Here is a 22,470-nt window from a genome sequence, read left to right on the forward strand (position 1 = left end):
GCCGCCGTCCCGCCCTCTCACTCGCTAACTGCTGCCCTTCTCGTTCAGCAACCCTGTGATCGCGCTTCGCATCCGGCTGCCCGCGTCAAGAAAAACCGTTCTCCTGAAACAGGTTAATGCCGGCGGTTCCATAATCATTAGGATCGCACCTGTCCGGGGGAGAACAGGCCATGAGGGAAGACGCGGGGACTTTAGCAGGGTTGTTGCTCTTTGGCCCCGTGCCAGTCGGAGGCAAGCGATGAGCCAGGATGACGATCGCCGCTCCTTTCATCAGAAGCGGGCGACCGAGGAATTCGATCGGGCCATCCGCACCTCCAACATGGAGGCTTCGCGCGCCCACATGAAGTTGTCAGCGCTGCACTTCGAAGCGGCGAGCGAGACTCACGCTGCCCTGCGACGCACCGACGACTGACCCACGGCAGCTTACCGGTATAGCGTGAGGGCCGTCGGTGCGAGGTCGGGGCTCGCACCGCCCGCGATCTCGAATGCGGCCAGAACGGACGCGTTCAGGCTTGCCGTGTGGAACGGCTTGCTGATGCATCCCACCACCAATCGGTGGGCCGCACTGGGCGGGCAATTGCCGCTGAGATAGACGACGGGGATCCCGCGCCTGCCCAGCTCGATTGCGGCATCCACCCCGCTGTCGCCATTCGCCAGGCGGACATCGCACAGTGCGAAGTCCACATGGTGCGCATCGGCCAGATCGAGTGCGCTGGCGACGTCCTCGGCGATCCCGACGATGACGTGGCCGTGAAGCGCCAGCGCATCCTCGACCATCATTGCGATCAGCGCTTCATCCTCGACGATCAGCAGGTTCAGCGAACGAGACGGCACGTTCAGCCTATCGTTCATCCGATCTCACCGGCAAGGTGATCGTCACCGCTCCAGCGTCACTCGCGGCGCTGGCGCTCAGCTGGCGCAGGAACGCCCTCTGAAAGCGACCACCCAGCAGATCCGCCTGCATATTCAACCCCTTCACAATCACATCCACTGTCGCCGTGCTGGCATCTCCAACGATCTCGATCGAGGCTGGTTCTCCTGACGGGCAACCGAGCGTCAGGATCGTGTGGATCAGCAGCGCGAAGGCGACACCCTGCTCGATCGGCAACGTCGTCCGGGGTGCGCCAATCACGCGAACGGTGCTGGTCTTCAGGCCGGTGCTGACTGCACGCAAAAGCTCCGCCACCTCCACCGTGCGCAGGTCGTCCGCCGCGTAGATCGGACGGTGCGCCGCGGCGATCACCTCGATGCGGTCGCCCACCCGTGCCAGCGCCGCGGCACAGGCGCGGTCGGCTTCCGAGGCCGCCTCCAGTCGAACCATGCTGACCGCGAGCTGCAGGGCGTTGCGGACACGGTGATTGAGTTCGTTGAGCAGCCGCTCGCGTTGCTCGATGCCAGCGCGCAGATCCTGCTCAAGCTGCAAGCGGTGCTTCGCCAGCGCGACGTAGTGGCACAATGTGTGAAGCAGGCTGATCTCGTCATCGCTGAACCGGTCCGCCCAGCGCCGCCCGAAGCCCAGCGTGCCGATCAGCTCGCCGCCATAAACCAGCGGGGTGCAGGCATAGGCATCGAGGCCGACTTGCTTGACGAAGGCGACGAGCGGATCGTCCGACGCCTGAACGCCAGTCACATGGTAGCGACGGCGTTCGCGTGCCGCGCAGCCGCAGACCGCCTGACCGAGCGCCAGCTCCGCGCCGGCCGCCGCCTGTTCCTCGGTGAGCCCCGCATGCGCTTCCAGCACAAGGCGGTCCTGCTCCAACCGGTAGTTGAAGAAGACGTCGAGCCGCAGCTCGGATCGGATCAGTGCGAACAGCTCATCCACCATCCGGGCGGAATCGTCTGCCGCCAGCAGCCGCTCCGCCGCTTCCGCCATGATCTTGAGGTGAAGCCGCGGCAGATCGGGATCGACCGACGGGCCTTCGACCGGGATAATCGCGTGCTGGCTGGGCGCATGCTCTTCCATAAGGTGGGTTTGGCCCACTGCCCCGCTGCTCGCAACGGCGGAGACTGTAACGTTTTACCTCGATCAGTGTGATTCTTCACGTGTCGGGTTTACAGGCGCAGGATGAGCCAGAGCCGCCTGCCCCCAGCCAAGAAGCTCGCTTTGCTCCGCAGCATGCGGACCGTCACAACCTACGCCTTCCCTCCTGTCCGCGATGAGACCTTCGAGCCGTTGGTCGAGGCGCTGGATCACCCGTGGGTGCCAAACGTCTCGGCATTTCGTTGGGACGAGCCGAAGGATACGGCCGCAACCCCCGAAGATCGTAACCCCTCGACCGAACATCAGCCGAAGGGTGCGGCGGCGAATCCGAGCGACAGGCTCGATCGCCGCGATGAAGATGTCACCGACCGTCAGCGCCAGAGGAACAAGGGTGGTGCGGAGAAGCCGGAGCACGGCAAAAGCCGCGATAGCGCGTGAGCGCTCTCAAACTCCAGGAACGCCGCTGACGTGATTGCGGCCCCGCCGCTTGAAGGACGATCGCTCCGCTAGTCGATGATGCCCCCCGAACCGGGGGAGGGGATCCCCCGAGGCACATGGCGCCGAGAGCTCGTCTCGCGCCTGCCAGCGGCGCCCCGCACCGGCTTGACGAGCGAAAAACGGGCGAAAAGCTCAGCTTTGTTGAGCCTGACGCGCTGACAGGTTAACCGGGTCCGGTGACGGGCCCGCGCTACGATCAACTGACCCCCCGGCAGCGTGAATGCCTGCGCCTAGCCTATTACCGCCTGCGCTATCAGGAGATCGCGCATGAGCTGGGCCTCTCCCCCGAGACGGTGAAGACCTATTTGCGGCAGGCGCGCGAGGCGCTTGGCGCATCCTCCACCCTTGCCGCCGCCCAGATCCTCTCCGAGCGGGAGGGTGTCCCACCCCCCCCTAAAGGTGGATACCCTGCAATGGGGATCGCTCCGCCGCCGCCGATCCGCGAGAAAAAGCCATCGGCGGTCGAAGCGACGGAACGGCTGTCGATGCGGGAGGAGCGGCTGGTTTTCGAACCGTCTGTCTTCACCCACCCTGCCCCTCCGTCACCCACTTTCAGGGTAGCCGCGGAACATGGCAGACAGAGACTAAGGCAACTCGACGGGTGGGGCCGGATCGTCACCTCGATCGTGCTCACCCTGCTTCTGGCGCTTGCGGTGATCGTCGGAACCGCGGTGCTGACCGATCTCAGCCGGTTCTGGCTGGACCGGTAATCCGAACAACCACGCAATCAGGGGACGCGCATCGGCAAGCGGTGCGCGGCAGGTGAAACATGTCCGATCGACTGATGATGCTCGACGCCGCCGTTCAGGAACTCGGGGACGATTTCAAGCAGTTCGAGCTGCAGATGGAACAGCTGCTGATGGCGGGCAACGCGCTCGGCATCAAGATCGCGCAGAAGCGGATCGAGCTCGGCATCGCCGCCCCCTACACGCAGGACATGGTGGCCGGTGTGCAGAGCGCGGTTGCGACCGTCGCCAAGGCACGGGGCGAGTTCGTCGGCGGGCATCTCGCCGCGCTGGTGATGAAGAAGCGCCTGGCCAAGCGCGTCACCTCGTGGGGTGACTGCTGCGAAGCGCCGCCGCTGCCCAGCGGCCGCGTGGTGACGCTGCGCGAAGTCGCCTGAATCGACGCGATCATGGTTGACCGGTCGCGGTAAGACGCGCGACCGGTCGGTCATGCTCCGCATCCAGGCATTCCTGCTTCTCTTCGTCGTCACCATTGTCATCGCTCTCCTGAAAGGGAGCCGCGAGGAGCGCGCCACCGCGTGCATCCTCGTCGGCGCGGCGGTGGCGACGGGATTGGTCATGCAGCCGCTGCCCAGCAGAGGCGTCACCTTCGATCTGGGCGTGTTCCTGGTCGATCTGACGACCTGGCTGCTGCTCGTGGCGCTGATGTGTCGATCGGATCGCTTGTGGCTTATTTTGATGGTCGCGCTGCAAAACGCGGTGTTGCTATTTCACGCGATGAAGGCCGTCGCGCCGGACATTCTCGCGCGCTTCTATTGGGATTACACCGCGGGCTGGAGTTGGGCGATGCTGCTGCTGTTGCTCGCCTCGACGGTGAGGACGATGCGAGCGCGGCGAACGACGCCGACCTGCTGACCGACCTGCTCGCGCCGCTCGGCGGCGACGAGGCGCGGGCAGAGGCGGACCGCCTGCTGCATCGGTACGGCACGCTCGCCCGGGTTCTCGACGCGGTCGCGCAGGACGGCTGCGGCCGACGCCCGGCGGAGACGGTCCGCCTTCTCTCGGCCCACCGCCGCGCGATGCTCCACGTCCTCGCCAGTGAGATGGTCGAGCGGCCGCTGCTCGGCAGCACCGCCGCGATCGGGCGCTATCTTCTCGCGCGGCTGGGCGGCGCGGTTGCCGAGCAGCTGTGGGTCCTCCACCTCGATGCCAAGCTGCGGCTGATCGGCAGCCCCACCGTCTTCCTCGGCTGCGTGGACGAGGTGCCGATCTTCCCGCGCGAGATCGCACGGCGCTCACTCGATCTCGGTGCGACGGGCGTGGTGCTGGCGCACAATCATCCATCCGGAGATCTTTCGGCCAGCGAGCAGGACCGCGCCTCCACCGCGCGGATGCGGGACATCCTTGCCGGTCTCGCCATCGAACTGCACGACCACCTGATCGTCTCCCGATCCGGCTGGATGAGCATGCGCTCGGCAGGTCTGCTGTGATCCGCCGGCCTTCGCCTTACCTCGTACCTTCATCGCATTGGGCTGATCTATGAGCCGGCAAGCAGCCGTGAGCGTCACATCGGCGGATTTCGTCCGTCGCTTCGGGACATGGCAGGATCGGGCCAAGAACGAGACGATCTTCGTCACCCACCATGGCCGGTGCAAGCACGTCATGCTGTCGCTGGCCACGTATGAAGAGCTGGTCGCGGAACAGCGCGGTCAGGTCAGCGCAGCGAGCGACAGCGCGCGGCTGGAGACGATGATCACGCAGCTGGACGGCGGCTTCGTGGCACTCGACAAGGAGATGGTCGTCACCGAGATCAATCCGGCCGCCTGCCTGTTCTTCCGCGTGACGCGCCCCGCGGTGCTCGGCCGTGCGCTGGGCGAGGAACTGCCCGAACTGCAGCATTCGGTGGTGCGCGCGCATCTCGCCCGCGCGGTCGCGGCGGGGGAGGTCACCAGTTGCGAGCTGCCCGCCGTCAGCCATCCGGGTGAGTGGCTCCGCTGCACGGTCTTCCCTTATGGGGAGGGGGCCGCCTGCCTGCTGCGCAACATCACCAGCGATCAGCACGCCCGCACGAACTTCCAGCATCAGGAGGCGCTAAACCAGGCGCTGCACGCAACCGGCCAGATCGCCTGCGCGAGGCTGAGCGTGCGCGGCACCTTCACCTTCGTCGAGCCGGATTTCGCCGCGATGGTCGGCCTGGTGCCGGAAGCGCTCGAACAGGTGCGGCTGACCGACATCCTGCCGGTCGCGCGCCGGTCACAGGCGGCGAGCCACCTTGATGCGGTGCTGGGCGGCGGGGCGCCGCACGGCTTCGATACCGTGCTGCTGGTCAACGACGCAGCCGAACTGCCGGTCAGGATCGGCCTCGCGCCGCTTCGTCGCGGCCATGCGATCGATGGCGCGACGGTGGTGGCGCGGTCGCTCCGCTGAGCCGGTCGGCCCGCCTGGCGCTCGTATGCCGGGCGGGCCGTGCACGGCTCGGTCAGCGCGTGCGCATCGGCTCCGGCGATTGGCCGTCGAGCGGCTCGTGCAGCACTTCGGGCAGGCGATCGGACGGGACGATGCCGCGGTCGCGCCGCATCCAGGCAAACAGGAAGGATGCCGCCACGACCAGAGTTATGAAGATGACGAGGTTTACCCGAACGTCCATCGCTGTTTCCCTCAACTGCACGCCGCCCCCGGCACCTCAGCCTAGCGCGCAAGACCTTAACGATTTGCTGCGCGGCTGGGCGACAGGCTCCGCTCCCGCCTAGCTCTCCCACGCATTGAACGCGTCGGCATAGGCCTGCGCCGCGGCATCTCGGGCATGCTCCAGGTCCGTCCGCTTGCGCTCATGCGCATCGTCCAGCGCCTGCCGCTCGCGGGCCAGCGCCGCTTCCCGTTCGGCGATCTCCCGGCGAGCTCTTACATGGCGCTCATCCGCCTCGGCTAACGCCGCTTCCGCACGCTCCAAGGCGTCGCGGCTGGGACGCGGCGCGGAACGGGCGCGCGGTTTGGCGGACGGCCTGCTCTTTCCCCTCGCCTTGGCCGGGGGGTCGGGCGGAAGTGCGGCGATCTGCTCGGCCTCTGTGCCGCGAAGACGCCGGATCACCTCGCCGGGACGCGCCAGCGGCTCGGCCGTCAGTGCCGGATCGGTGACGATCTCGGCCGCGCCGCGGGCGAACAGATCCTTGTCGCTGCCCCATGCCTCCAGCGCCGCCTTCTTGGTCCGCGCGGCGACATAGGCATCGTGGAAGCCGATCGGCGTGCGATAGACTTTCAGCGCGCGCGCCATGCCACTTCCCTCCGCGTCCGCTGCTGCAAACCCCGGTAACGGCGGCGGGATCCGAGCCAGCATTGGCGGCGCTTGCGTCGCACCGGCCCGCCCGCCACAAGCGGGCCATGATCCGCCCTCGCCGCTCGATGCTCTATGTCCCTGGTGACAAGCCGCGCGCCCTTGAAAAGGCGCGCACCCTTCCCGTCGACGGCCTGATCCTCGACCTGGAGGATGCGGTCGCGCCCGAGAACAAGGCCGTGGCACGCGAGACAGTGGCCGCAGCGCTGAACGGCGGAGGCTATGGCGAACGCGAATGCCTGCTCCGCCTGAGCGACCCAACCAGCGAGGTCGATCTCGCACTGGCCGACGCGTTGCCGCTCGACGGCATCGTGCTGCCGAAGGTCGAGACCCCGGAGACGGTCCGTCTCGCCGCGGCGCGCACGCGTCACCCGATCTGGTGCATGATCGAGACGCCGCTCGGCGTGCTGAATGCCGGGGCGATTGCCGGCGCCTTTCGCGTGGGAGGCTTGATCGCGGGCACCAACGATCTCGCCAAGGCTCTCCACGCACGCCACGTGCCGGATCGCGCGCCGCTGCTGCCGTCGCTCGGCATGATCCTGCTGGCCGCGCGCGCGCATGATGTCGCCGCGCTCGACGGCGTGCATCTTGATCTGGACGACGCCGCGGGGTTCGAGGCGAGTTGCCGCCAGGGTGTCGACATGGGCTTCGACGGAAAGACGCTGGTCCACCCGTCCACGATCGAGCCGGCCAATCGCCTGTTCGCCCCTCCGCCCGAGGAGGTTGCCGCCGCCCGCCGCATCGTTGCGGGCTGGGCCGAGGCGCGGGCGCAGGGTCTCGGCGTTGCCCGGATCGACGGCCGCATGGTCGAGCAGTTGCACGTGGACGAGGCGGAACGGCTCATCGCGCTCGCCGACGCCATTGCCGCGCGGGCAAGCGCCTGAACGGACCGCCCCGCCGCAGTCTCTTCCCCCGTTCCGTCTTAGCGCTATAAGACACCCGCATGTTCGAGCCGCAGCGCGACCTTCCCGAGCCGTCCAATCCGGCCGTGCCGCCGGTCATCGTCGAGCCTGCCGCGCCGCCGCCGCCACCCCGCCGCCGGCCATGGTGGCCGCGCGCCGTCGCCGCGGCCCTTCTGCTGCTGTTCGTCGCGGCGGCGTGGCTCGCCATCACCGCGCCGCTGTCGCGCTCGCTCCGCCCGACGGCGCCGCCCTCCGTCACCCTGCTGGCGGCGGACGGCACGCCGATCGCCCGGAAGGGCGCGATTATCGACCGGATGGTGGATGTCGGCACCCTGCCCGATCATGTCGGCAACGCCTTCGTCGCGATTGAGGATCGCCGCTTCTATTCGCACTGGGGCATCGATCCCCGCGGCATCCTGCGCGCCGCCTGGTCGAACATGCGGGCGGGCGGCGTGGTGGAGGGTGGCAGCACGATCACCCAGCAGCTCGGCAAGGTCGCCTTCCTCGACTCCGACCGGACGATGGCGCGCAAGCTGCGCGAAGCGATGATCGCCGTCTGGCTGGAGCTCTGGCTGACCAAGCGCGAGATCCTGTCGCGCTATCTCTCGAACGTCTATTTCGGCGACAACGTCTATGGCCTGCGCGCCGCCGCGCAGCATTATTTCAGCAAATCGCCGGAGAAGCTGAGCGTCAGCGAGTCAGCGATGCTCGCCGGGCTGATGAAGGCGCCGTCGCGTCTCGCCCCTTCCACCAACCTGTCCGGCGCCCGCGCCCGGCAGAAGCTCGTCGTCGCCGCGATGGCGCGTGAAGGCTTCCTGACCGAGCGTGAGGCACGCGCCGCCAGGCCTGCGCGGCTGCGTCTGCGGCGCATCCGGACGTTGCCGACCGGCACTTACTTCGCCGACTGGGCGATGCCTGCCGCGCGGGACAAGGCCGGCGCCGTCTATGCCGAGCAGACGGTGCGCACCACGCTCGATTCCCGCATCCAGAAGGCGGCGGTGCGCGCGGTCAATCGAGCCGCACTCGGCCAGGCGCAGGTCGCCATCGTCGCGATGCGGCCGGACGGCCGGGTCGTCGCGATGGTCGGCGGGCGCGACTACAAGGCAAGCTCGTTCAATCGCGCCACGCAGGCACGTCGCCAGCCCGGCTCCACCTTCAAGCTGTTCGTCTATCTCGCCGCGCTGCGCGCCGGCATGACGCCGGACGACATGGTTGAGGACGAAAAGGTCACGGTCGATGGCTGGACGCCGGAGAATAACGACCGGCGCTATCGCGGTGCGATCACGCTGCGCCGGGCCTTCGCGCTCAGCAGCAATGTCGCGGCGGTGCGGCTGGCCGAGCAGGTCGGGCGCGACCGGGTGATGAAGGCCGCACGCGATCTCGGCATCCGCAGCCCGCTGACGGAGCGGCCCAGCGTGTCGCTCGGCACGTCGGGCGTGACGCTGATCGAGCTGACCGCCGCTTATGCCGCGGTCGCCGCCGGCAATTATCCGGTGCTGCCGCAAGGTCTGCCCCCCGCCGAGGCGGCGGAGCGCGGCTGGCTGCAAAGCCTGTGGGATCGGCGCCACCGCCTTTCCACGCGTGAGCGGGACATGCTGCTCGATCTGCTCGCCGCCACGGTGCGCGAGGGCACCGGCCGCGCCGCCGCGCTGGCCGAGCCGAGCTTCGGCAAGACGGGCACCACGCAGGACCACCGCGATGCCATCTTCGTCGGCTTCGCCGGCGATCTCGTGACCGGCGTCTGGGTCGGCCGCGACGACAACAAGCCGATCCCCGGCATGACCGGCGGCACCCTGCCCGCGCGCATCTGGCGCGACTTCATGGCGGAGGCGATCGGCAGCCGCCCGCTCGCGCGCCCCAAGCCCGTGGTCGATCCCGAGCCCGACGTGACGGAGCTCGGCGATCTCAACATCTCGACCGACTTCGGCGGCATGTCCTTCGATCTCGGCGTCGGCGAGGACGGCCTCGACATCCGCGCCCGCCCGAGCGCGCCCGGAGACGAGGCGCTGCCGCCGGTCGACGACGCGGCGCCGCCGCCCCGCGCCGAGGACGAGATCGAAGAGGAATATTGATCCGGCCACCACCGCCCTTTGGCGGAGCGCCGGACGCCGTCTCTCAGTGAGCGCCCTTGCCGCGCATCTTGTGCACCTGGTGAACGATCAGCGCGATCACGCCGCCGACAATCAGCCCGAGAATGCCGGAGCCGAGCGCGGTGACGATCCATTCCACGGCGCCATGCGCCGCCGGCACCGCGTGGCTGGCGCTTTCAGCGGCATGGTGGATGACATGCTCGGGCCCCGCGACGCCCAGTTGCGCGAGGCCGTGGACGAGGATGCCACCCCCCACCCAGATCATCGCCGCGGTGCCGACGACGGAGAGCACCGCCATCACCTTCGGCATGCCCTTCACCAGCCCGCGGCCGATCGCCTGCACGGCTGCACTCCTGCGCTTGGCCAGGTTCAGGCCGATATCGTCCATCTTCACGATCAGCGCCACGACGCCGTAGACGCCCGCCGTGATCGCGATGGCGACGAGGATCAGCACCACCGCCTGCGTCAGGATCGGCCGATCCGCCACGTCGGCCAGCGCGATCGCCATGATCTCGCCCGACAGGATCAGGTCGGTGCGTATCGCACCGGAAACCTTGCTCGCCTCCAGTTCCTCCGGTGTGGCGGCAGCGTCCGCCACCTCCTCGTGCACCTTGCCGGAAACCGCCTCGATAACCTTCTCCGCCCCTTCGAAGCAGAGGAAGGCGCCGCCCGCCATCAGGATCGGCGTGATCGCCCACGGCGCAAAGGCGGAAAGCAACAGCCCGGCCGGTAGCAGGAACAGCAGCTTGTTGCGGATCGAGCCGAGCGCGATCTTGCCGATGATCGGCAATTCGCGCTGCGGGCTCAGCCCCATGACGTAGCGCGGGGTGACGGCGGTATCGTCCACCACCACGCCGACGGCCTTGCTGCCCGCCTTGGATGCGGCAGCGCCGACATCGTCGAGCGAGGCCGCCGCCAATTTGGTGATACCGGCAATGTCGTCGAGCAGGGCTACGAGGCCGGAGGGCATAAAGGTCCTTGTCGCGCGAGGCTTGGGAGTTATCGCCTAGCCCTGTTTCATCGTCCTGCTCAAGCGGGCACCGATCCGGGCACCTGTCGGCCTGATCTCAGTCGCGGTCGATCGACGCTCCCTTGTCGTCGCCGAAGCCTGCGTCCCTCATGGCACGATCTTCCGCCTCGGCCCGCTCGCGTGCGGCCAGCGGCGTATCGGGATCGCCCGCTTGCGGATCGACGCCGCCTTTCGCCTGCGCGCCCGGGCGGCCGCCGCGATTCTGCTCCTGATCCGACATTAGCGATCTCCTTCACCGGGGAGAAAGGCTCGGCCCGCCTACCTGTTCCTCAAGCCGCCGCAGTCCGCCGCCGCCAGCGCCCCCACAGCAGCACCGCCACCACCGCCAGCCCGCTCGCCAGCCCCAACCAGACACCCACGCCGGCAAGCCCCACCGGGAAGGCGAGCAACGCGCCGAGCCCCAGCCCGACGCCCCAATAGCCGACGGCCGCGATCAGCATCGGCACACGCGTATCCTGAAGCCCGCGCAGCATCCCGGCGAGGATCGCCTGCGCCGCATCGACCAGCTGGAACAGCGCCGCAACCCGCAGGAACGCGATCGCCAGCGCCGCCGCCGCGGCGTTGGCCGGATCTGCCAGATCAAGGAATCCCGCGATCAGCGGCCGTGGCGCCAGTGCCAGCACCAGCGCGGTCACCGTCGCAAAGCCGAGGCCCGCCACCAACGCCACCGCCCCCGCACGCTTCACGCCGGCAAGGTCCTGCCGTCCCTGCGCGAAGCCGACTCGCACCGTGGCGGCGCGTCCGATGCCCATCGGCACCATGAATACCAGCGAGGCGATCTGGATCGCCACCGCATGCGCCGCCAACGCTGCCCCGCCGATCAGGCCCATCAGGAACACCGCCGCGTTGAACACGCTGACTTCCAGCAGCAACGTCACTGCGATCGGCAGCCCCACGCTCCAGACGGTGCGCAGCCGCGCCCAATCCGGCACCCAGAAGCGGCCGAACAGGTGATAGCGGCGGAACCGTCGGTCGAGCGTCACCACCGCAACCATGCCGAAAGCCATGAAGCCCGACGAGAACACGCCTGCTAAACCTGCGCCGAGCAGCCCCAGCGCGGGCAGGCCGGCATGGCCGAAGATCATCGCCCAGCCCGCCACCACATTGACCGGGATCGCCGCCGCGGTGACGACCAGCCCCCACAAGGGCCGCTCCAGCGCCGCGACGAAGTTGTCGAGCGTCAGGAATGTCAGATAGAGCGGCAGCGCCCACATCAGCCCACGCAGCAGCCGCCCTGCATCTGCCGCCAGCGCCGGCTCCTGCCCCAGCAGCAGCAACAGCGCCTCGCCGTGCCAGAGGAGCAACCATAGCGGGATCGTCACCATGCCCCCCGACCACAGCGTCTGCCGCACCGTCCGGCGGATATCGCGCACCGCGTGCAGCCGTCGTCCGCGCTCGCTCGCCACCAGCGGCGCCGCCGCCGCGGTCAGACCCAGGCCGAAGACGATGCAGGGCGTATAGAGCGCCAACGCCAGCGCGCCCGCCGCCACGGCGCGCACATTGACGCGGCCGAGCAGCAGCAGGTCGGTGGCTGCGATCGCCGACCAGGCGAGGTTGCCCGCCACCAGCGGCAACGCCAGCGCGGCCAGCGCGCGTGCTTCCGCCTTCCACCCCGTCATTCCACCTCTCCCGCCGGGGCTCTTGAGGCGAGAAGGGCTTGAGACGCAATCATCTTTCCGCAGGCGTATCGGAACGCCGCTTTGTCAGGCTCGTTCATCGCTGCCATGCCTACCGCTGCAGACTCGCCGTTTTCCCTCCATCGCACCGACTGGAAAGCAGTGCTGCTGCGGACGTGGAAGGAGGCGGGCGAGGACAATGTCGGCCTCGTCGCCGCGGGCGTCGCCTTTTACGGCTTCCTCGCGCTCGTCCCGCTCGTCACCGCCGTGGTCCTGATCTACGGGCTGGTGGTGGAGCCGGCGCAGGTCCGCGAGGATCTGATGCAGCTCTTCTCGATCATGCCGGGCGACATCGCCAAGGTGATCGCCACGCCGATGGTGGACAGCGTGCAGGCGTCCGATCGCAGCAAGGGCTGGGGCCTCGTCATCGCGCTCGGCGTCGCGCTGTTCGGCGCCCGCAACGGCGCGGGAGCGATCGTCACTGCGCTGAACATCGCCTACGAGGAGAATGAAACGCGCGGCTTCGTCCGGCTCAACCTGCTCGCACTCGCCGTCACGGGTGCGGCGGCGGTGCTGGCGATCGTCGCGGCGGGCGCGATCGCCGCGCTCGGCCACCTCGATGCGCTGCTGCCGCAGCTTGGCGGCATCGGCCTCGTCTTCGGCAAGGCTTCGACCTACATCGTCCTCGGGCTGCTCGGGGCCGGCATGGCGGCGACGCTCTACCGTTTCGCGCCCGATCGGCAGGCCGCACGCTGGCAGTGGCTGACGCCGGGATCGATCTTCTCCGCGCTCGGCTGGCTGGTTCTGACGCTCGGCTTCGGCCTCTACGTCGCCAATTTCGGCAATTACGATGCCACCTACGGCTCGCTTGGCGCGGTCGTCGTGCTGCTCACCTGGCTCTATCTGTCGAGCTACGTCCTGCTGCTCGGGGCCGAGCTGAACGCCGAGCTGGAGCATCAGACCGCCAGCGACACCACGACCGGCGCTCCCGTGCCGCTCGGTCGCCGCGGGGCGTGGGTGGCGGATCATGTCGCGGACTCGACCATGGCCGGCCCACCGGCACCCCAGCCTGCACGCCGCCCGGCCGCAGCCCGGGCGAACAAGCCGGCGCGTTGGGCCGCGCCCGTCGTCGTCGCGGGCCTGCTGCTCGGCCAACGTAACGGCACCGCGCGCTATGCCGGCCGGGCGATTGCGCTGGCAGCGTTGATCGCTCGCTTCAACCGGCCCCGCAGACCTGCAGCGGCAGGCCCCCTGCCCTCCGCGCGACCTCAGTCAGGAACGCCATGACCCATCATCCCGATTCCTCTCTGGGTGAGTTGCTCACCGCGCTCAAGGCACGCAATTACCGCTTCGTCACGCCGACCCCGGCGACGCACGCCCGCATCGTCGCGCGGCCGGATCGCCGCGAGGCGCGCAGCCTCGCCGACGTGCTCGGCTGGAGCCTGCCCTTCGCCCCCGACCTGCTCGACGCCGACATCCGCCGGCTGCTCGATGCGGCAGGCGCGCTGGAGGAAGCGGAGGGCGGCCTGCTCCGCTCCTGCTACCGCGTCTCGTCGCTGCACGATCAGCTCTACATCCACTCCGCTTTCCCGACGGATGCGGAGGATTCGGTCTTCTTCGGCCCGGACAGCTATCGCTTCGCCGATGCGATCGTCGCGGAGCTGGAGGGCTGCCCCCGGCGTCACGGCGCGCAGATCGTCGATATCGGCACGGGCGCAGGCGTCGGTGCGATCGTCACCGCCACCCGCTGCCCGGATGCATCGGTGGTGATGACCGACGTGAACCCGCGCGCGCTCCGCCTCGCCCGCATCAATGCGCGCGCGGCCGGAGTCGAGGCACAGCCGCTGCTCGGCGCCGACCTGACCGGGGTGGAGGGCGAGATCGACGTCGCGCTCGCCAATCCACCCTACATCATCGACGAGGCGGGCCGCACCTATCGTGACGGCGGCGGCATGCACGGCGGCGAGGTGTCGCTCGACATGGCCAGGATGGCGCTGCCCCGCCTCGCGCCGGGCGGCCGCTTCCTGCTCTACACCGGCAGCGCCATCGTGCGCGGTGAGGATGAGCTGCATCAGGCGCTTATCGCGCTCGCCGGCGATCACGGCATGTCGCTCCGCTACCGCGAGATCGATCCCGACGTGTTCGGCGAGGAACTGGAGACGGAGGCCTACGCCGACGTCGACCGGATCGCGCTGGTCACGGCCGTGGTGACGCGGCCGGACTGACCGGCGCGTTCCGCCCGACAATTGCCGCCGCCGCGATGTCACCGGTGACGTTGCCGAGCGTGCGGAACAGATCGGGCAGGCTCTCCACCGCCAGCAGCAGCGGCAGCAGGCCGACCGGCACACCCGCCGCGACGCACACCGGCGCGATCGTCGCGAAGAAGCTCACCTGCGCCGGCAGTCCGACCGCCGCCACGCTGACGGTCGCTGCGACCAGCACCAGCGCCGCCACCGTGCCTGCCGCCAACGACACGCCGTGGACGTGCGCGAGATAGACCGTCACCGCCACGTTCGCCGCCGCGCTCGCCACCCGGAACACCGCGACCGCAAGCGGCAGCACGACCGCGGACGCCGCCTCGCTCACCCCCAGCGCACCCACCGCCTGGAACATCGCCGGCAAAGTGGCGAGAGAGGACTGCGTGCTCACCGCCACGGCCTGCGCCGGCGCCGCCGCCCGCAGGAACGCCAGCGGCCCCCGTCCGCCGAGCAGCGCCCCCGCCAACAGCGCGAGCAACGTGACGCCAAGACAGCATGCCGCCACGGTGATAACGTAGTGCGCCAGCACGCCGAGCGCCCCGCCCGCGGTGCTCGTCCCCACCTGCAAGGCCAGCGCGAACACGCCGAGCGGCGCCACCCACAGCACCCAGCCGACGATCACCAGCATCGCATCCACCAGCCCGCGCATCGGCGCCAGCAGCCCCTCCCGCCGATCCGGCGCGATGCGCGATGCGGCAAGGGCGAAGATCAGCGTGAACAGCACCAGCGGCGTGATCGCCGTCTCCGCCGCCGCCGCGATCGGATTGGTCGGCAGCAGTCCGGTCAGCCAGTCGCCCGCGGGGGCCAGCGCCGGCACGTCCCCGCTCGGCCGCAGCGATGCCGCTGCCTTCGGCACCGGCCAGACGCCCAGCAGCATCGTCGCGATGCCAGCCGAGGCCGCGCAGGCGATCACCAGCCCGACCGCGAACAGGATCAGCGTGCGAAAGGCGATGCCCCCCGCCGCCGCCTGCCCCGCCGCACCGGCAATACCGGTCAGGATCAGGCCGAACAGCAGCGGCACGACCGTCATCGTCAGCGCATCGAGCCACAGCTTGCCGACCGGCTTCGCCACGGCCACCGCCGCCTCTGCAGCACCCGGCCAGCGTGGCAGCAAGGCGCCGACCAGCAGCCCGAGCGCCAACCCCCCAAGGATGCGGAGGGCGGCGTAGCGGCTCAGCGCCGTTGCCCCTTGCTGGCGTCACGGGCGGCGCGGAACTCGCTATCCGCGCTCCACTCCGGCCAGTCGCGCGAGTCCGCCAGCGTGCGGCCGACGGAATAGACAAGCTTCAGGTCCGGCAGCACGCCCCCCATGTCCCAGTCGGCCGACCATTCGTCGGATGGCTGGTGGTAGCTCTCTTTGGTGAAGGCAGCGCTCAGCGCCTCGCCCCGCGCCTTGCCGCCCTGCACCAGATCATGCCCCGGCTCGAACGACACCGCCGGCACGCCGCGCTTGGCGAAGGGGAAGTGGTCAGAGCGGTAATAATGGCCGGCCTCGGGCAGCGGATCGGGCGAATAGGCACGGCCCTCCGCCTTGCCCTCGGCGATCAGACGATCAAGCACACCGTTCTTGGCCGATCCCGAGGTCGAGAAATCCCTGGCCGCACCGGCACCGACCAGCATGTCGAGGTTCAGCACGCCCGCCGTGGTCGCCAGCGGGAAGACCGGGTTGGCGGCATAATATTCGGAGCCGAGCAGCCCCTTCTCCTCCGCCGTCACCGCCAGGAACGCGACCGAGCGGTCCGTCCGCGGTGCCTTGGCATAGGCACGCGCCAGCTCCAGCACCATGGCGATGCCCGACGCATTGTCGCGCGCGCCGTTGTAGATACGGTCGCCCTTCGCATCCGGTGCGCCGACGCCGAGATGATCCCAGTGTCCCGAATAGATCACCGTCTCCTGCGGGTGCTTCGTGCCCGGCAGCATGCCGACGACGTTCTTGGACACGATCTGCTCGGGCTTCACCTGGTAGCGCGCGGTCAGCGTCGCCTTCAGCGGCACCGGCTTGAAATCACGCTTCCGCGCCGCCGCCTTCATCGCCTCCAGATCGAGGCCGCTCGCCTTGAACAGCTCGGCCGCCAGATCGCGCTGGATCCAGCCCTCCATCGCCGCGTGCGACAACTTTGGGTCACTCCGCACGATATCGAACATCGTGTTCGTGTTGGAATTCTTCACCGTCGGCCAGCCGTAGGAGGCAGGTGCATATTCGTGGATCACGAGAACGCCCGCCGCACCCTGCCGCGCGCCTTCCTCATATTTGTAGGTCCAGCGGCCATAATAGGTCATCGCCTTGCCGCCGAAATCGCCTTCGCCGCCCTCGAAATCGGGATCGTTGACGAGCACGACCATGATCTTGCCCTTGAGGTCGACGCCCTTAAAGTCGTCCCACTGCCGCTCGGGCGCCTTTACGCCATAGCCGACGAAGACCAGCGGCGCGCCCGCAATGCTCACCTCACTCTGCCCCGTCAGCGCGGCGCGGACGGCAATCTCCTCGCCCTGCGTCAGCGTGCGCGCACGGCCATCGACTGACAGCGACAGGGCCGGTGCGCCGACGATATTGGATTTCAGCAGCGGCACGTCCTGTGTCCACGCGCCCTTGTTGCCCGGCTGCAGGCCCGCGGCCTTCATCTGCGCGACGATGTAATCGACCGTCTTCGTCTCGCCCGCTGTCGCCGGCCCCCGCCCCTCGAACGCATCGCTCGCCAGCGTGCGGATGTCCTGCGTCACCCGGCCGATGTCGAATGCGGGCGGCGGCGAGGCCGCGGCGGTGGTGAGCAGAGCAACGAGCGCGAGCGGCAGGGCGTTCTTCATGCAGTCTCCGAAACTTGTTGGCGCCGGGTCTAGGCTTGTCACGGGCGCGTTGGAAAGCCCCGGCTTGTCTGCCGCCGCCGCTCGCGCCAAACCGGCGGCATGGTTCCCACCCTTACGACCGCGCGGTTGCTGCTCGATGCCCACCGCGAGGCTGATCTCGACGCCGCCGCCGCGCTCTGGGCCGATCCCGCGGTCGTGCGCCACATTGGTGGTCGCCCGTTCACGCGCGAGGAGGTGTGGCACCGGCTGCAACGCTATGTCGGCCACTGGTCGCTTAAGGGCTATGGCCTGTGGGCGGTGCGGCTGCGCGAGAGCGGACGCTTCGTCGGAGAGGTGGGGTTCGCCGATTTCAAGCGCCCGCTGACCCCGCCGATCGAGATCGCCCCGGAGGCCGGCTGGGTGATGGCCACCGAAACGCATGGGTCGGGCATTGCCAATGAGGCGCTCACCGCCGCGCTCGGCTGGGCTGACAGCCGTGCGCTCGGCACCATCTCCGCACTGATCGCGCCGGAGAATGTGGCATCGCTCCGGCTGGCGGCGCGCCACGGCTTCGCCGGGGATCGCCGCGTCACCTATCACGGGCGCATCTCGCTGCTGCTGACGCGGCCCGGCGGCGGCTGAGCCCTGACCGGCAACGACTCCGCCCTTCGCGGATTGTCGGCAGGGCCATGACCTTCCCGCTCGATCCCGCGCTCGCACCAATGGAGGCGAAGCTCGTCGCCAGCCTGCCCGACGAGGATGGCTGGCAGTTCGAACCCAAGTGGGACGGCTTCCGCTGCCTCGCATACCGGGCCGGGCCCGTGGTCGAGCTCATGTCGAAATCGGGCAAGCCGCTCACCCGCTACTTTCCGGAGGTCGCCGCGATGCTCGGCCGGTTGCGCTCGGACAGATTCGTGCTCGACGGCGAACTGCTAATCCCGCTCGGCGAAACTTTGTCCTTCGACGCGCTCCAGGCCCGGCTGCATCCGGCCGAGAGCCGCATCCGCCGGCTGGCCGCGGAAACGCCGGCGCAGTTGATGCTGTTCGATTGCCTCGCGACCGGCGATGAAGCCCTGCTCGAATTGCCCTTGGCCCTGCGCCGCACTGCCCTGGAGCGGCTGCACGCGCGCGAGGCGGAGGCGTCGCTGCTCCTCTCTCCCGCCGTGGTCGAACGATCGCAGGCGGATGCGTGGCTCGCCCGCAGCGGCGGCGCGCTCGACGGAGTCGTCGCCAAGCGGCTGGATCAGGCTTACACGCCGGGCGAGCGGACGATGCTCAAGGTGAAACAGCATCGCAGCGCCGACTGTGTCGTCGGCGGCTTCCGTTACGGTGCGGCCGGCGGCGAGGTCGCCTCGCTGCTGCTCGGCCTCTACGGGGAGGACGGGCTGCTCCACTATGTCGGCTTCACCTCAGGCCTTCCCGCCGCCGAGCGCCCCGCCCTCACCCGCAGGTTGGAGGGCATTCCCGGCAGCGGCTTCACCGGCAAGGCGCCCGGCGGGCCCAGCCGATGGACGCGTGGGGAGACGCATGAGTGGCGCCCGCTCGCGCCCGAGCTGGTCGTCGAGGTCCGCTACGATCAGGTAACGGGCGGCCGCTTCCGCCACGGCACGCGCCTGCTCCGCTGGCGACCGGACAAGCGCCCCGACCAGTGCCGCACCGATCAGCTCATCCACGAGCTGAAACCGGTCGCCCTGATGGAGGTGATCGCCTGAGCGGCGCTTAAAGCCTGTCCCACTCGATCGGCTGCGTCCGGTCGAGCCAGTTGGGCGCTTCCGGCATCGGGTATTTCAGGCCCGTGGCGCAGTTGAACAGCACCACTTCCTCATCCGCGCTCACCAGCCCCTCGGCCCGCGCACGGCGATAGGCGGCAAGCGTCGCCCCACCCTCCGGGCAGAGCAGCAGCCCATCCTGGCGCGCGCAGTCTGCCACCGCTGCCAGCGTGTCCGCATCCTCGACGGCCAGCGCACGGCCACCGCTCTCGCGCACCGCCCGCAGGATCAGGAAATCGCCCACCGCCTTCGGCACGCGGATGCCCGCTGCAACGGTGTGCGCGCCTTCCCAGCGCTCGGCATGCTCCACGCCGTCCTCGAACGCCTTGACGATGGGCGCGCAGCCCGCCGCCTGCACCGCATACATGCGCGGCCGCTTGGAGCCGATCCAACCCAGCTTCTCGAGCTCGTCAAAGCTCTTCCACATGCCGATCAGGCCCGTGCCCCCGCCCGTCGGATAGAAGATGGCGTCCGGCATGCGCCAGCCGAGCTGGAGCGCGAGTTCCAGCCCCATCGTCTTCTTGCCCTCAATCCGGTAAGGCTCTTTCAGGGTCGAGAAGTCGAACCAGCGGCCCTGCTTGGCGCCCTCCGCGACGATCGCACCGCACTCGTCGATCAGCCCATTGACGCGCCACACGCGTGCACCTTGCATCGCGATCTCGCGGACGTTCACCTCCGGCGTGTCCTCGGGGCAGAAGACAATCGTCTCGATCCCCACGCGGCTGGCATAAGCGGCCAACGCCGCGCCGGCATTGCCGTTCGTCGGCATGGCGATCCGCTTGATGCCGAGTGCCTTGGCCATCGCCACCGCCATGACGAGGCCGCGCGCCTTGAACGATCCGGTCGGCAGCCGGCCCTCATCCTTCACCAGCACGTGCGGGCCGCCGCTCACCGGGATCGGAACCAGCGGCGTCTCCACCTCACCCAGGCTCACCACGTCGGCGACGTGGCGCACGGGGAGGAGTTCACGCCAGCGCCACAGGCCCGCCGGGCGCGCCGTCATTTCCTCGCGCGACACCGCGGCGCGGATGCCATCGAGATCGTACCGCACCAGCAGCGGCCGCCCGGCGCCCGACAGGCCGTGCACCTGATCCGCGGGGTAGGTCTCCCCCGAGATCGAACAGTCGAGATGCGTGACGAAGCTCGGCCGCTCGTCGGTGAGGTTGATATCGATGCTCATGCCGCGCCTCTAGGCCCGCTTCAGCCCTCGTGGAAGTCGCTCCAGGCGATCACGTCATCCGCGGTTTGCAGCCAGAGCACCTGCTGATCCTCGACCGGCATCGCCGCCGCGGCCGCGCTAGCCTCTGCCAGCGAACCATAGAGCACGGTTTGCGCAAACCCGTCATCGTCCAACCGGTAAAGCCGAACCGGTCGATCATCGGCAACGTTACGCATCGTTTAACTCTCCTGCTGCACCGCAGTGCCAAACGCAAACAGGCTCGCCTGCAACTTCGCTCCTCTCCATAGGTTGAAGCAGCGGGAACAATGAGCTACGCCATGCTGCAATGCACCAAACAGCTGCAACGATCGAGCGTGTGACCGAACCCGACGCCTCACCAACCCGCCTCATCATGGAGGCGATCGCCCGTCGCGTGCGGCTTGCCGCCACCTACAACGGAACCGCTTCCATTCTCGCTCCGCACGTCCTCTACACCCGCGCCGGCGAGTTGTACCTGGGTGCCGTGGTGATGGAGCGGAACGGCCTGCCGCCGCGTGAGCCGAAACTCGGCATCTTCAAGCTCGATGGCATGTCGGCGCTGGCGTTGGTCGAGCAGGCGTTCGAGCCCGATCGCACGCTCTACGATCCGCGCGATCCCCGCTTCTCCGAGACGACGGTCTTCGCCGTCGAATTCTGATCCTGTTCCAGCCGGCTGATCGCCGGACTGACAGGAAAAGCGTTTGTTGATCGACATTTCAGGCTGGAAACACGGCGTCAGGCGTGCATTCTTTCGTTAACGCGGAAGGAGAGACGCGCCATGAACAACGTCCACGGGGCTAAGCTCTGGTTCGAAGGTCTGGGTCTGGTGCTTGGCGGTGCAGCCGTCAGCGTCGGCCTGTATCAGGCGATTGGCTATTGCATGGCCTGCTTCTGAGGCCGTGACGCCCGCCGCCTGACCTAGCAGACGGGCGCAACGCCGATCATTCGCCTTCGTCGCGGTTATCCGCGAGGCCGAGGCTCTTGAGCTTGCGGTGGAGCGCCGATCGCTCCATCCCGATGAACGTCGCAGTCCGGCTGATATTGCCCGAAAAGCGACGGATCTGGACGCGCAGATATTCGCGCTCGAACGTCTCCCGCGCTTCCCGCAGCGGCGTCCCCATGATCGAACGCGCGGCCTCGCCCGGTGCCAGCTTCACCTGATCCGACAGCACCTCCGGCGGCAACATGTCGATGTCGATCACGCGCAGCCGGTCGCCCGGCGCCAGGATGATCGTCCGCTCCACCACGTTGCGCAGTTGGCGGACATTGCCCGGCCATTCGTAGCTTTGCAGCGCGGCGATCGCCTCTTCTGAGACGGCGGGCGTCGGTACGCGCCGTTCCGCCGCATAACGGGCGACGAAATGCTCGACCAACGCGGGAATGTCTTCGCGTCGCTCCGCCAGTGGAGGCAGGTGCACAGGCACCACGTTCAGCCGGTAATAGAGGTCCTCGCGGAACCGCCCGGCCGCGATCTCACCCTGCAAGGCGCGCGATGTCGCGGAAACGACGCGAACATCGACCTTCACCGTTCGCGTACCACCCACGCGGGTGAAGCTCTGATCCGTCAGCACGCGCAGGATCTTGGCCTGCGTCGTCAGCGGCATGTCCGCGATTTCGTCGAGGAACAGGGTGCCGCCATGCGCCTGCTCGAGCATGCCCGGGCGCGCCAGCTGGCCGCCCTCCTCCACCCCGAACAGCTCCTCCTCCACCCGCTCGGGCGTCATCCGCGCGGCGGAGACGACCACGAACGGGGCGCTCGCCCTCGGGCTCCAGATGTGCAGCAGCCGCGCGGCAACTTCCTTGCCGACGCCGGCCGGGCCGCTCACCAGCACGCGGCTGCCGGTTGCGGCGACGCGCTTCAGCGTCGCGCGCACGGTGTTGATCGCCGCGGAGGCACCGGTCAGCTCCTCATCCTGGCCGAACTGCGCACGAAGCGACGCATTCTCGCGCCGCAGCCGCTCGGTCTCCGTCGCGCGAGCGACCAGCAGCAACAACTGCTCCGCCTGGAACGGCTTCTCGATGAAGTCGGCAGCACCACGCCGCACCGCTGCAACCGCCGTGTCGATATTGCCGTGGCCGGAAATGACCAGCACCGGCAGGCTCGGGTCGCGACGCTTGATCTCGTCCAGCAGCTCCAGCCCGTCCAGGCGCGAGTTGCGGAGGAACACGTCCAGCAGCGCAAGGCTCGGCCGCCGTTCCGCCAGTGCCGCCAATGCGGAGTCGGCGTCCGCCGCGCTGCGCGTCGTGTAGCCTTCATCCTCCAGCACGCCCGCGACGAGCTCGCGAATGTCCTGCTCGTCATCCACAACCAAGACTTCAAGTGCCAT

26 protein-coding genes are annotated in these 22,470 nt (G+C 68.7%); 14 read left to right on the forward strand and 12 right to left on the reverse strand.

Annotation, left to right across the window (positions count from 1 at the left end; all coding sequences use genetic code 11):
• Nucleotides 1–238: 238 nt before the first annotated feature.
• Nucleotides 239–412, forward strand: coding sequence for a hypothetical protein (locus BM360_RS19460; protein WP_165611183.1), 174 nt, complete (start codon nt 239–241; stop codon nt 410–412).
• An 11-nt stretch (nt 413–423) separates the two neighbouring features.
• On the opposite strand, the gene BM360_RS02845 is transcribed toward BM360_RS19460, so the two are convergent.
• Both BM360_RS02845 and BM360_RS02850 read right to left on the reverse strand, forming a co-directional pair.
• Complete coding sequence (locus BM360_RS02845) at nt 424–852, reverse strand: response regulator (RefSeq protein ID WP_093310412.1); 429 nt, start codon at nt 850–852, stop codon at nt 424–426.
• Nucleotides 842–1,873, reverse strand: a complete 1,032-nt coding sequence (locus BM360_RS02850) for a histidine kinase dimerization/phosphoacceptor domain -containing protein (protein ID WP_165611184.1) — start codon at nt 1,871–1,873, stop codon at nt 842–844. Before BM360_RS02850 ends, BM360_RS02845 begins: the two co-directional genes overlap by 11 nt.
• A gap of 231 nt (nt 1,874–2,104) precedes the next feature.
• Here BM360_RS02850 and BM360_RS02855 point away from each other — a divergent pair, with 231 nt between their 5' ends.
• From BM360_RS02855 to BM360_RS02880, 6 genes are all read left to right on the forward strand, one after another.
• On the forward strand, nt 2,105–2,419 hold the full coding sequence (locus tag BM360_RS02855) for a hypothetical protein (RefSeq protein ID WP_131819167.1): 315 nt from the start codon (nt 2,105–2,107) through the stop codon (nt 2,417–2,419).
• Between the two features lie 236 nt (nt 2,420–2,655).
• The gene (locus BM360_RS02860) at nt 2,656–3,189 is read left to right on the forward strand and encodes a response regulator transcription factor (RefSeq protein WP_093310423.1); all 534 of its coding nucleotides are present in this window, start codon (nt 2,656–2,658) and stop codon (nt 3,187–3,189) included.
• A gap of 59 nt (nt 3,190–3,248) precedes the next feature.
• Nucleotides 3,249–3,602 carry a hypothetical protein gene (locus tag BM360_RS02865; protein WP_093310428.1) on the forward strand — a complete coding sequence of 118 codons (354 nt, stop codon included), beginning with the start codon at nt 3,249–3,251 and terminating at the stop codon, nt 3,600–3,602.
• A 52-nt stretch (nt 3,603–3,654) separates the two neighbouring features.
• A complete protein-coding gene (locus BM360_RS02870) occupies nt 3,655–4,080 on the forward strand; it encodes a hypothetical protein (protein WP_093310435.1) in 426 nt (141 codons plus the stop codon).
• A complete protein-coding gene (locus tag BM360_RS02875; protein ID WP_093310438.1) occupies nt 4,005–4,655 on the forward strand; it encodes a JAB domain-containing protein in 651 nt (216 codons plus the stop codon). The genes BM360_RS02870 and BM360_RS02875 overlap by 76 nt, the downstream gene beginning before the upstream one ends.
• Nucleotides 4,656–4,722: 67 nt before the next feature.
• The gene (locus BM360_RS02880; RefSeq protein ID WP_165611185.1) at nt 4,723–5,592 is read left to right on the forward strand and encodes a PAS domain-containing protein; all 870 of its coding nucleotides are present in this window, start codon (nt 4,723–4,725) and stop codon (nt 5,590–5,592) included.
• 52 nt (nt 5,593–5,644) lie between these two features.
• Here the strand turns inward: BM360_RS02880 and BM360_RS19465 are convergent, their stop codons facing one another.
• Both BM360_RS19465 and BM360_RS02885 read right to left on the reverse strand, forming a co-directional pair.
• Nucleotides 5,645–5,812, reverse strand: a complete 168-nt coding sequence (locus BM360_RS19465; RefSeq protein WP_165611186.1) for a hypothetical protein — start codon at nt 5,810–5,812, stop codon at nt 5,645–5,647.
• Nucleotides 5,813–5,911: 99 nt separating this feature from the next.
• A complete protein-coding gene (locus BM360_RS02885; RefSeq protein WP_093310449.1) occupies nt 5,912–6,436 on the reverse strand; it encodes a hypothetical protein in 525 nt (174 codons plus the stop codon).
• 107 nt (nt 6,437–6,543) lie between these two features.
• Between BM360_RS02885 and BM360_RS02890 the strand changes: the two genes are divergently transcribed.
• Nucleotides 6,544–7,380: an HpcH/HpaI aldolase/citrate lyase family protein gene (locus BM360_RS02890; RefSeq protein WP_093310455.1), complete on the forward strand. Its 837-nt coding sequence runs from the start codon at nt 6,544–6,546 to the stop codon at nt 7,378–7,380.
• Nucleotides 7,381–7,439: 59 nt separating this feature from the next.
• Nucleotides 7,440–9,470: a transglycosylase domain-containing protein gene (locus BM360_RS02895; RefSeq protein WP_093310458.1), complete on the forward strand. Its 2,031-nt coding sequence runs from the start codon at nt 7,440–7,442 to the stop codon at nt 9,468–9,470.
• A 43-nt stretch (nt 9,471–9,513) separates the two neighbouring features.
• On the opposite strand, the gene BM360_RS02900 is transcribed toward BM360_RS02895, so the two are convergent.
• The 3 genes from BM360_RS02900 to BM360_RS02910 all read right to left on the reverse strand — a co-directional run bounded on the left by BM360_RS02900 (nt 9,514) and on the right by BM360_RS02910 (nt 12,137).
• Nucleotides 9,514–10,458 carry a DUF808 domain-containing protein gene (locus BM360_RS02900; protein ID WP_093310467.1) on the reverse strand — a complete coding sequence of 315 codons (945 nt, stop codon included), beginning with the start codon at nt 10,456–10,458 and terminating at the stop codon, nt 9,514–9,516.
• A 97-nt stretch (nt 10,459–10,555) separates the two neighbouring features.
• Nucleotides 10,556–10,738: a hypothetical protein gene (locus tag BM360_RS02905; protein WP_093310475.1), complete on the reverse strand. Its 183-nt coding sequence runs from the start codon at nt 10,736–10,738 to the stop codon at nt 10,556–10,558.
• 49 nt (nt 10,739–10,787) lie between these two features.
• Entirely contained in the window at nt 10,788–12,137 is a 1,350-nt protein-coding gene (locus BM360_RS02910; RefSeq protein ID WP_093310482.1) for an MATE family efflux transporter, read from the reverse strand.
• Nucleotides 12,138–12,242: 105 nt separating this feature from the next.
• Between BM360_RS02910 and BM360_RS02915 the strand changes: the two genes are divergently transcribed.
• Both BM360_RS02915 and BM360_RS02920 read left to right on the forward strand, forming a co-directional pair.
• Nucleotides 12,243–13,421, forward strand: coding sequence for a YihY/virulence factor BrkB family protein (locus BM360_RS02915; RefSeq protein WP_106407383.1), 1,179 nt, complete (start codon nt 12,243–12,245; stop codon nt 13,419–13,421).
• The gene (locus BM360_RS02920) at nt 13,418–14,359 is read left to right on the forward strand and encodes a methyltransferase (RefSeq protein WP_093310485.1); all 942 of its coding nucleotides are present in this window, start codon (nt 13,418–13,420) and stop codon (nt 14,357–14,359) included. Before BM360_RS02915 ends, BM360_RS02920 begins: the two co-directional genes overlap by 4 nt.
• Here BM360_RS02920 and BM360_RS02925 read toward each other — a convergent pair.
• Nucleotides 14,331–15,569, reverse strand: coding sequence for a dicarboxylate/amino acid:cation symporter (locus BM360_RS02925; protein WP_093310487.1), 1,239 nt, complete (start codon nt 15,567–15,569; stop codon nt 14,331–14,333). The two genes, BM360_RS02920 and BM360_RS02925, sit on opposite strands and share 29 nt — an antisense overlap.
• Nucleotides 15,566–17,197, reverse strand: a complete 1,632-nt coding sequence (locus BM360_RS02930; RefSeq protein ID WP_093310495.1) for a M28 family metallopeptidase — start codon at nt 17,195–17,197, stop codon at nt 15,566–15,568. Before BM360_RS02930 ends, BM360_RS02925 begins: the two co-directional genes overlap by 4 nt.
• A gap of 99 nt (nt 17,198–17,296) precedes the next feature.
• Here BM360_RS02930 and BM360_RS02935 point away from each other — a divergent pair, with 99 nt between their 5' ends.
• Together BM360_RS02935 and BM360_RS02940 are read left to right on the forward strand one after the other, a co-directional pair.
• Nucleotides 17,297–17,818: a GNAT family N-acetyltransferase gene (locus BM360_RS02935; RefSeq protein ID WP_093310500.1), complete on the forward strand. Its 522-nt coding sequence runs from the start codon at nt 17,297–17,299 to the stop codon at nt 17,816–17,818.
• A gap of 47 nt (nt 17,819–17,865) precedes the next feature.
• Nucleotides 17,866–18,888, forward strand: coding sequence for an ATP-dependent DNA ligase (locus BM360_RS02940; protein WP_093310506.1), 1,023 nt, complete (start codon nt 17,866–17,868; stop codon nt 18,886–18,888).
• 7 nt (nt 18,889–18,895) lie between these two features.
• On the opposite strand, the gene BM360_RS02945 is transcribed toward BM360_RS02940, so the two are convergent.
• Nucleotides 18,896–20,125 carry a threonine synthase gene (locus BM360_RS02945; RefSeq protein WP_093310512.1) on the reverse strand — a complete coding sequence of 410 codons (1,230 nt, stop codon included), beginning with the start codon at nt 20,123–20,125 and terminating at the stop codon, nt 18,896–18,898.
• 20 nt (nt 20,126–20,145) lie between these two features.
• Complete coding sequence (locus tag BM360_RS02950) at nt 20,146–20,340, reverse strand: hypothetical protein (RefSeq protein WP_093310515.1); 195 nt, start codon at nt 20,338–20,340, stop codon at nt 20,146–20,148.
• Between the two features lie 140 nt (nt 20,341–20,480).
• On the opposite strand from BM360_RS02950, the gene BM360_RS02955 reads away from it, so the two are divergent.
• On the forward strand, nt 20,481–20,801 hold the full coding sequence (locus BM360_RS02955) for a WYL domain-containing protein (RefSeq protein WP_242653289.1): 321 nt from the start codon (nt 20,481–20,483) through the stop codon (nt 20,799–20,801).
• A 283-nt stretch (nt 20,802–21,084) separates the two neighbouring features.
• On the opposite strand, the gene ntrX is transcribed toward BM360_RS02955, so the two are convergent.
• Entirely contained in the window at nt 21,085–22,470 is a 1,386-nt protein-coding gene (ntrX, locus tag BM360_RS02960; protein ID WP_093310522.1) for a nitrogen assimilation response regulator NtrX, read from the reverse strand.

The organism is Sphingomonas jatrophae (assembly GCF_900113315.1).
GTDB lineage: Bacteria > Pseudomonadota > Alphaproteobacteria > Sphingomonadales > Sphingomonadaceae > Sphingomonas_P > Sphingomonas_P jatrophae.

Excerpts from the sequence above, each read along its gene's own strand:
- BM360_RS19460 (WP_165611183.1), top strand. The coding sequence starts at position 239 with ATGAGCCAGGATGACGATCGCCGCTCCTTTCATCAGAAGCGGGCGACC.
- BM360_RS02845 (WP_093310412.1), bottom strand. The coding sequence starts at position 852 with ATGAACGATAGGCTGAACGTGCCGTCTCGTTCGCTGAACCTGCTGATC.
- BM360_RS02850 (WP_165611184.1), bottom strand. The coding sequence starts at position 1,873 with ATGGCGGAAGCGGCGGAGCGGCTGCTGGCGGCAGACGATTCCGCCCGG.
- BM360_RS02865 (WP_093310428.1), top strand. The coding sequence starts at position 3,249 with ATGTCCGATCGACTGATGATGCTCGACGCCGCCGTTCAGGAACTCGGG.
- BM360_RS02870 (WP_093310435.1), top strand. The coding sequence starts at position 3,655 with ATGCTCCGCATCCAGGCATTCCTGCTTCTCTTCGTCGTCACCATTGTC.
- BM360_RS19465 (WP_165611186.1), bottom strand. The coding sequence starts at position 5,812 with ATGGACGTTCGGGTAAACCTCGTCATCTTCATAACTCTGGTCGTGGCG.
- BM360_RS02885 (WP_093310449.1), bottom strand. The coding sequence starts at position 6,436 with ATGGCGCGCGCGCTGAAAGTCTATCGCACGCCGATCGGCTTCCACGAT.
- BM360_RS02890 (WP_093310455.1), top strand. The coding sequence starts at position 6,544 with ATGATCCGCCCTCGCCGCTCGATGCTCTATGTCCCTGGTGACAAGCCG.
- BM360_RS02895 (WP_093310458.1), top strand. The coding sequence starts at position 7,440 with ATGTTCGAGCCGCAGCGCGACCTTCCCGAGCCGTCCAATCCGGCCGTG.
- BM360_RS02900 (WP_093310467.1), bottom strand. The coding sequence starts at position 10,458 with ATGCCCTCCGGCCTCGTAGCCCTGCTCGACGACATTGCCGGTATCACC.
- BM360_RS02905 (WP_093310475.1), bottom strand. The coding sequence starts at position 10,738 with ATGTCGGATCAGGAGCAGAATCGCGGCGGCCGCCCGGGCGCGCAGGCG.
- BM360_RS02910 (WP_093310482.1), bottom strand. The coding sequence starts at position 12,137 with ATGACGGGGTGGAAGGCGGAAGCACGCGCGCTGGCCGCGCTGGCGTTG.
- BM360_RS02915 (WP_106407383.1), top strand. The coding sequence starts at position 12,243 with ATGCCTACCGCTGCAGACTCGCCGTTTTCCCTCCATCGCACCGACTGG.
- BM360_RS02920 (WP_093310485.1), top strand. The coding sequence starts at position 13,418 with ATGACCCATCATCCCGATTCCTCTCTGGGTGAGTTGCTCACCGCGCTC.
- BM360_RS02930 (WP_093310495.1), bottom strand. The coding sequence starts at position 17,197 with ATGAAGAACGCCCTGCCGCTCGCGCTCGTTGCTCTGCTCACCACCGCC.
- BM360_RS02935 (WP_093310500.1), top strand. The coding sequence starts at position 17,297 with ATGGTTCCCACCCTTACGACCGCGCGGTTGCTGCTCGATGCCCACCGC.
- BM360_RS02940 (WP_093310506.1), top strand. The coding sequence starts at position 17,866 with ATGACCTTCCCGCTCGATCCCGCGCTCGCACCAATGGAGGCGAAGCTC.
- BM360_RS02945 (WP_093310512.1), bottom strand. The coding sequence starts at position 20,125 with ATGAGCATCGATATCAACCTCACCGACGAGCGGCCGAGCTTCGTCACG.
- BM360_RS02950 (WP_093310515.1), bottom strand. The coding sequence starts at position 20,340 with ATGCGTAACGTTGCCGATGATCGACCGGTTCGGCTTTACCGGTTGGAC.
- ntrX (WP_093310522.1), bottom strand. The coding sequence starts at position 22,470 with ATGGCACTTGAAGTCTTGGTTGTGGATGACGAGCAGGACATTCGCGAG.